Origin of the sequence: Mycobacterium sp. E2497 (assembly GCF_001668695.1) — a bacterium.
GTDB lineage: Bacteria > Actinomycetota > Actinomycetes > Mycobacteriales > Mycobacteriaceae > Mycobacterium.
Window position 1 is genome coordinate 64,738 of sequence record NZ_LZKD01000010.1, and the last position, 6,034, is coordinate 70,771.

6 protein-coding genes are annotated in these 6,034 nt (G+C 67.5%); 4 read left to right on the top strand and 2 right to left on the bottom strand.

The window, feature by feature from the left end; translation table 11 throughout:
- Positions 1-129: 129 nt before the first annotated feature.
- Positions 130-1,749: a DHA2 family efflux MFS transporter permease subunit gene (locus tag A5713_RS00805; protein WP_068091501.1), complete on the bottom strand. Its 1,620-nt coding sequence runs from the start codon at positions 1,747-1,749 to the stop codon at positions 130-132.
- A 146-nt stretch (positions 1,750-1,895) separates the two neighbouring features.
- Here A5713_RS00805 and A5713_RS00810 point away from each other — a divergent pair, with 146 nt between their 5' ends.
- Positions 1,896-2,600: a DUF2334 domain-containing protein gene (locus A5713_RS00810; RefSeq protein WP_067918828.1), complete on the top strand. Its 705-nt coding sequence runs from the start codon at positions 1,896-1,898 to the stop codon at positions 2,598-2,600.
- A gap of 48 nt (positions 2,601-2,648) precedes the next feature.
- On the top strand, positions 2,649-4,316 hold the full coding sequence (locus A5713_RS00815; RefSeq protein ID WP_068091502.1) for an FAD-binding dehydrogenase: 1,668 nt from the start codon (positions 2,649-2,651) through the stop codon (positions 4,314-4,316).
- Positions 4,317-4,330: 14 nt separating this feature from the next.
- On the opposite strand, the gene A5713_RS00820 is transcribed toward A5713_RS00815, so the two are convergent.
- A complete protein-coding gene (locus tag A5713_RS00820) occupies positions 4,331-4,969 on the bottom strand; it encodes an MBL fold metallo-hydrolase (protein ID WP_068091505.1) in 639 nt (212 codons plus the stop codon).
- Here A5713_RS00820 and A5713_RS00825 point away from each other — a divergent pair.
- Positions 4,946-5,680, top strand: a complete 735-nt coding sequence (locus A5713_RS00825) for an ATPase (protein WP_082972702.1) — start codon at positions 4,946-4,948, stop codon at positions 5,678-5,680. The genes A5713_RS00820 and A5713_RS00825 overlap by 24 nt on opposite strands.
- Before the next feature lie 61 nt (positions 5,681-5,741).
- Positions 5,742-5,981: a phosphoribosylformylglycinamidine synthase subunit PurS gene (gene purS, locus A5713_RS00830; RefSeq protein ID WP_067918820.1), complete on the top strand. Its 240-nt coding sequence runs from the start codon at positions 5,742-5,744 to the stop codon at positions 5,979-5,981.
- Positions 5,982-6,034 lie beyond the last annotated feature (53 nt).

A 6,034-nucleotide genomic window follows, 5' to 3' on the forward strand; every position in this document is an offset into this window, starting at 1 on the left:
CCTTTTAGCCGTTTGATTACACCGGCGCCTTTTTCTCGCTGGCCAGGCCGGTGACCGGTGGTCGCGCGCTAAACGGCCGTCCGTCCAGATCCGGTACTGGAACGCCTTGACGCTGCCGTGCTGACGGGGCTATTCACCCACTGTTTGGCTCGCCGGCTTTTTCGGCAGAAACGACGCCGGAATGATCGTCGACACCACCAAAACCACCGCGATCACAAACACCGCCGTATAGGCGTGGGACAGGTCGTGCACCACGTTGGTCCAAAAACCGGTGCTCAGCGCCTGCCGCGGTATCGCGGACTGGTCGACCGGGATCCCGGTGACGGCTGCTTGCTGCCGCAACGCTGCGAGCTTGTTCGCGGCGACGATATTTTCACTTCGGTTGAACTGGTTGGTCAGGATCATCGACATCAGCGCGGTGCCCATCGACCCGCCGACCTGGTGGCTGACGCTCATGAGCGTCGTGCCCCGGGCGATCTGATGCGGGGCCAGCGCCTGCACAGACGCGACGGACAGCGGCATCATGGTGCATCCCATGCCGAGGCCCATGATCGTCAGGCCGATCAGCAAAGTGGGCAGGTAGTCGGCCTGCCGGGCGACGCCGAAGGCGAAGGTGCCCAGCCCGGCGGTGATCACCGCGATGCCGATCAGCAGGATCTTGCCGGGCCCCTGCCGGTCCACCAACGGCCCGGTCAGCCGCATGGTCAGCATGGCGCCCAGCCCCTGAGGGATCATGCGCAAACCCGCCTGCAAGGGGGTTTGGTGCAGCACCTGCTGGAAGTAGCTGGGCAGCAGTAGGCCGGCACCGAAGAAGGCGGTGGCGAATACCAGCATCGTCACGTTGGCATGGGTGAGTACCGGGTTGCGAAACAGCCGCAGATCGATCAGCGGGTGATCGGCGCGGCGCCAGGCATGCGCGACGAACGCCGCGATCAGCGTCAGGCCGATGGCCGCCGGTATCACCACGTGGCGGTCGGCGACGGTGCCGCAGCGCGGGATCGATGAGACCGCGAACAGAAACGTGGCCAGGCCCGGCGAGAGCAGCAGCACGCCGACGAGGTCGAAGGTCTCCGACCGCGCCGCGTGGTCCCTGGGAAAGATGATCGCCGCGAGCGCCATGGTGAGGAGCCCGATCGGCAGGTTGATCAGGAAGATCCATCGCCAACTGGAGGTGTCGATGAGCCAGCCGCCCAGGATCGGGCCACCGATCGGGGCGAGCAGCATCGGGATGCTCAGGATCGACATCAAGCGTCCGAGCCGTCGTGGCCCCGCTTCCCTTGTCAAGATCATGAAGCTCAGGGGCAGCAGCATGCCGCCGCCGGCGCCTTGAGCCACTCGAAAGACGATGAGCTGCAAGATGTTTGCGGCCACCGCGCACAGTACGGAGCCCAGCGTGAAGGCGAGCACGGAGCCGATGAAAAGTCGCTTGGTGCCGAACCGGTCGGCCGCCCACCCGGTGATCGGTATCACGGTCGCCAACGCCAGCGTGTAGCCGGTCATCGTCCAGGCGACGACGGCCTGTGAGGACGTGAATTGGTCGATGAAGGTGCGCTGCGCGACGCTGACGACGGTGACGTCCACGATCGCCATCACGGTCGCCAGGATGCAGACGGCGGAAATCCGCAACAGGCCGGCGTCCAGTTTGTCCGGGTAGTCCCGCTCACCCGCGCCCGGCTGCGGGGCGGGATCGTAGGGTAGCGGGGTGTCGGCCGCTGCGTACGGGGCCTGATCCATGGCGTTGCTTAGCATATCGAACCGATCGGCCCCGGCGTCGCCCGCAAGCCCACTGCCGCGAGCCGCGCATGGGCGGGACCTGCGGAAGCGTGGTTTCGATATACGCCTGGCGTCTGCGTGTCCTTCACCATTCCGACACCTGAGATCGTCAAACTGCGGGTGTGGCTGGAAAATTGATCGTCTCGGTCTCGGGGATCGGGGAACGTACCCTGCCCGACGTGGAGGCGTTCTGCGCGCAAATGGATGCCCGCAACGTGCCGGTGTCGCTATTGGTGGCACCCCGCCTCAGTGGTGACTACCGACTCGACCGCGACCCCAGCACGGTCGAATGGCTGACCACCCGGCGTTCCGGCGGCGACGCCATCGTGCTGCACGGCTATGACGACGCGGCCACGAAAAAGCGCCGCGGTGAGTTCGCCATTCTTCGGGCCCACGAGGCCAACCTGCGGCTGATGGCCGCCGACCGGGTGCTCGAGCATCTCGGCTTGCGCACCCGGCTTTTTGCCGCGCCTGGCTGGGTGGTGTCTCCGGGCGTCGTCAAGGCATTGCCCGACAACGGTTTTCGGATGCTCGCGGACCTGCACGGCATCACCGACCTGGTCCGGCACGCCACCGTGCGCTCCCGCGTGCTGGGCATCGGCGAAGGCTTTCTCACCGAACCGTGGTGGTGCCGGATGGTGGTGCTGTCCGCCGAGCGGATCGCCCGCCGCGGCGGCGTGGTACGGGTGGCCGTCGCCGCTCGTCATCTCCGTAAGCCGGGTCCGCTGCAGGCGATGGTGGACGCCGTCGACCTGTCGTTGATGCACGGCTGCGAACCGACGGTCTACCGCTGGCGGCGCGACAAGGCGATCCTCGACGCGGCCTGACCGAGCGTCGCCTCGACCCGCCCGGCTCGGGCGCTACCCTGGTCCGACATGAGCGACTCTTCGGCCGCGGCGTTCGGTGCCGACGCCATCATCGTCGGGGCCGGCCTCGCAGGGTTGGTGGCCGCGTGCGAGTTGGTGGACCGGGGCCTGCGGGTGGTGATCGTCGACCAGGAGAGCAGCGCCAACCTCGGCGGGCAGGCCTTCTGGTCCTTCGGCGGCCTGTTCTTTGTCGATAGCCCCGAGCAGCGCCGGCTGGGGATTCGCGACAGCCACGAACTCGCCCTGCAGGACTGGCTCGGCACGGCGGCGTTCGACCGCCCGGAAGACTACTGGCCACGCCAATGGGCGCACGCCTATGTCGATTTCGCGGCGGGCGAGAAACGCCGGTGGCTGCGTGACCGCGGCCTCAAGATTTTTCCGCTGGTGGGCTGGGCCGAACGTGGCGGGTATGACGCGCAGGGGCACGGCAATTCGGTGCCCCGCTTCCACATCACCTGGGGCACCGGGCCCGCCCTGGTTGAGACCTTCGCCCGCCAGCTTCGGGACCGCTCGACCGTGCGCTTCGCGCACCGCCACCAGGTCGACGAGTTGATCGTCGAAGGCGGTGCGGTGACCGGCGTTCGGGGCACGGTGCTGGAGCCCTCGGCCGCACCGCGGGGCGTGGCGTCGTCACGAACGCCGGTGGGGCAATTCGAGTTCCGGGCGGCAGCGGTGATCGTCACCAGCGGCGGTATCGGGGGCAACCACGAGCTGGTGCGCAAGAACTGGCCGAAGCGGATGGGCCGGATACCCGAGCAGTTGCTCAGCGGGGTGCCGGCTCACGTGGACGGCCGGATGATCGGCATCTCCCAGCGGGCCGGTGCGCGGGTGATCAACCCCGACCGGATGTGGCATTACACCGAGGGCATCACCAACTACGACCCGATCTGGCCGCTGCACGGGATCCGCATCATTCCGGGGCCGTCGTCGCTGTGGCTCGACGCGGCCGGCAAGCGGTTGCCGGTGCCGCTTTACCCCGGTTTCGACACTTTGGGGACGCTGGAATACATCACCAAGTCCGGGTATGACTACACCTGGTTTGTGTTGAACGCCAAGATCATCGAGAAGGAATTCGCACTCTCGGGGCAGGAGCAGAATCCCGATCTGACCGGGCAGAGTCTGCTCGAGCTAGTTCGAAACCGGGCGCGATCCGGGCCGCCCGGACCGGTACAGGCATTCGTCGACCGGGGAGTCGACTTCGTCAGCGCATACACGTTGCGGGAGTTGGTGACCGCGATGAACAAGCTACCCGGCGTCGCGCCGCTGGACTACGCCACGGTGGAGGCCGAGGTGACCGCCCGCGACCGCGAGGTTGCCAACAAGTTCAGCAAGGACGGCCAGATCACCGCGATCCGCGCCGCGCGCGGCTACCTGGGCGACCGGCTGGGCCGGGTGGTGGCCCCGCACCGGCTGACCGATCCGAAGGCCGGGCCGATGATCGCGGTCAAGCTGCACATCCTGACGCGAAAGACGTTGGGCGGCATAGAAACCGATCTCGCGGCCCGCGTGCTGAAAGCCGACGGCACACCTCTGAACGGGCTGTACGCCGCTGGGGAGGTGGCCGGGTTCGGTGGGGGTGGCGTGCACGGTTATCGCGCGCTGGAAGGCACGTTCCTGGGTGGTTGCATCTTCTCGGGGCGCGCCGCAGGCCGCGGCGTCGCCGACGACATCGCCTAGCCTGACTGGGCGCCCTACAAGGCGACCGCGTCCTCCTCGGGCAATACCTGGAAGTCGGTCGTGGTCATCTCGGTCAGCCGGCCGTAGTAGATGCCCCGCGCGTCCGGGGCGATGATGCCTTGATGAATGGGTACGGCACGCGCCGGTGCCACCGCGCGCAGGTAGTCGACGGCTTCGGAGATCTTCATCCATGGGGCGGCCGCGGGCGTCGCCAACACGTCTACCGGCTCGTCGGGCACGAACAGCGCGTCACCGGGGTGCATCAGCCGGGCGCGGTGATCACCATCGCCGACAAGGAACGAAATGTTTTCTATCACAGGGATTTCCGGGTGGATGACGGCATGTTTGCCGCCGACAGCACGCACCGTCAGCTCGCCGATCCGTAGCTCGTCGCCGACGTGCACCGCCTGGCACGGCGCGCCCAGCTGAGCCGTGGTCTGCGGATCGGCGTACAACGCGGCGTCCGGGTTGCCCTCCAGCAGCGCGGGCAGGCGGGTGACGTCGACGTGGTCGGGGTGCTGGTGGGTGATCAGAATGGCCGATAACCCCGTTATGCCCTCAAATCCGTGCGCAAAGGTTCCAGGGTCGAAGAGCACGCGGGTGTGGTCGAATTCCGCGAGTAGACAGGAATGGCCGAAATGTGTCAGTTGCATGATTACGATTGTGCTCTGACGGGGGTGATGCCGATGCGGGTGATCCTGGCGACCATGATCGTGGTCGGTGGCCTCGCGGTGGCCTTCATCGTCGTAGTGCCCGCACATGCCGAGCCGCAGGCGTGCCCGCCCGTATGCGACCAGATTCCCGATTCCGCGTGGATCCAGCGCCGCGCCGTACCGCTGGACCCGGTCTACGGCTGGCCCGCCCTGGCGGGGCTGGCGGCGCAGGTGACCGGCGCGACGCCCGGCCCCCGCTTCCGGTTCGAGGAGCTGTGTGCCACGCCCCCGATACCCCGGGACCCGCGCGACTCGGCGGTCGCGGCACGCGCCACAGTGACCCACCCGGACGGGCAGTGGCAGCTGCAGGCTCAGGTCCTGCACTGGCGCGGCGACACGGCCAACGGTGGCGCTATCGCAGCGTCGGTGTTCAGCAACGCCGTTGCCGCGCTGCGCTCCTGTCAGCAGCGGGTGCCGGCGCAATCACCGTCGATCACCAGCGACGAAACCACCCGGATGGCCGCGGTGATCAGCGGACCGGCGGTCATGCACACCTACCTGGTCGCCCACCCGGCCAGCAGCACGATCAGCGAGCTCACCCTCTGGTCGTCGGGCCCGCCGCAGGTCCCGTGGCCGTCGATGCCCGACGACCCGGTGCTGAACGCCATGACCGCTCCCCTGTGTGAGGCCTACATTGCCTCGTGCCCGTAGCGGTCGAGCTGCTCCTTCGCCGGTAGAGTTGGCGCCGAAACAGACCTGAGGAGGAGCGCCGGTGGGCCGGGTAGTCGTTCATGTGATGCCCAAAGCGGAGATTCTCGACCCGCAGGGTCAGGCGATTGTCGGCGCGCTCGGCCGGCTGGGTCATCCCGGGATCTCAGATGTCAGGCAGGGCAAGCGATTCGAGCTGGAGGTGGACGACACGGTCGACGACTCGGCGCTTGCCGAGATCGCGGAAACGTTGTTGGCCAACACCGTGATCGAAGACTGGACGATCAGCCGGGAGGCCCGGTGACGGCGCGAATCGGCATCATCACCTTCCCCGGGACCCTGGACGACGTCGACGCC